General features: G+C 63.9%; 2 protein-coding genes. Both read right to left on the bottom strand.

Features of this window, described 5'->3' with window-relative positions:
• Positions 1 to 461, bottom strand: a 461-nt coding sequence (locus tag NKH99_RS32655) for a transketolase family protein (protein WP_502900141.1), incomplete at its 3' end; no start/stop codon positions are given.
• A partial coding sequence (locus tag NKH99_RS32650) for a thiamine pyrophosphate-binding protein (RefSeq protein ID WP_502900140.1) occupies positions 458 to 756 on the bottom strand: 299 nt, incomplete at its 5' end. The genes NKH99_RS32655 and NKH99_RS32650, both read right to left, overlap by 4 nt.

Genomic DNA, 756 nt, shown 5'->3' with positions numbered 1-756 from the left:
ATCGCGATGTCCTCCGTCGCCTGGTGGCTGGGGCCGTAGCCGGTCGTCAGCCCCGGTAAGGCGCAGACGATCTTCACATTGAGTTTCTCCTCGGCGATCGCCATGCAGATGAAATCGTAGGCACGTCGCGATGCGAAGACGGCGTAGGTGGTGGCGAAGGGCGTAAAACCCTCCCGCGCCAAGCCGGCGGCGGCGCTCATCAGCACCTGCTCCGCCATGCCCATCTGATAGAAGCGGTCCGGATGCTCCTGTGCGAAGACATGGAGATCGGTGTATTTCGCGAGGTCCGCCGTCAGGCCAACTATCCCGGGCCGCTGGTGCGCCAGTCTGGCCAGTGTGTGCCCGAACGGCGCATTGCGTGTCGGTACGCCATCGGGCGCGATCGACGCGATCATCGCCGATGTGGTCTTGCGCTCACCGGCATTGGCGGCGTGGCGCGGCGCGAACTTTGACAACCTCAACGCGGACGTCCCTTTTCCAAAGCTTCGAGCGCTAACGTCCATTCGTGCGGTTCGACGCGGATGAAATGCGTGATGTCGCGGGTTTCCAGGAATGGCACACCCTTGGCCATGCGCGTATCGCAAACGATCACACGCGGACGAGGTTCCTTCAGGCCGCGCGCCATGTCGAAGGCCTTGCGGACCGCCTCGATGTCGTTGCCGTCGACGCGCTGCGCATGCCAGCCGAACGCCTCGAACTTGTCGGTCACCGGTTCGGAGGAGAGCATGGCCGTCGACGGACCATCGGCCTGCTGAT

The sequence above is a fragment of the Mesorhizobium sp. M0854 genome, from assembly GCF_040319815.1.
GTDB lineage: Bacteria > Pseudomonadota > Alphaproteobacteria > Rhizobiales > Rhizobiaceae > Mesorhizobium.
This window is presented reverse-complemented; position numbering and strand designations above follow the sequence as displayed.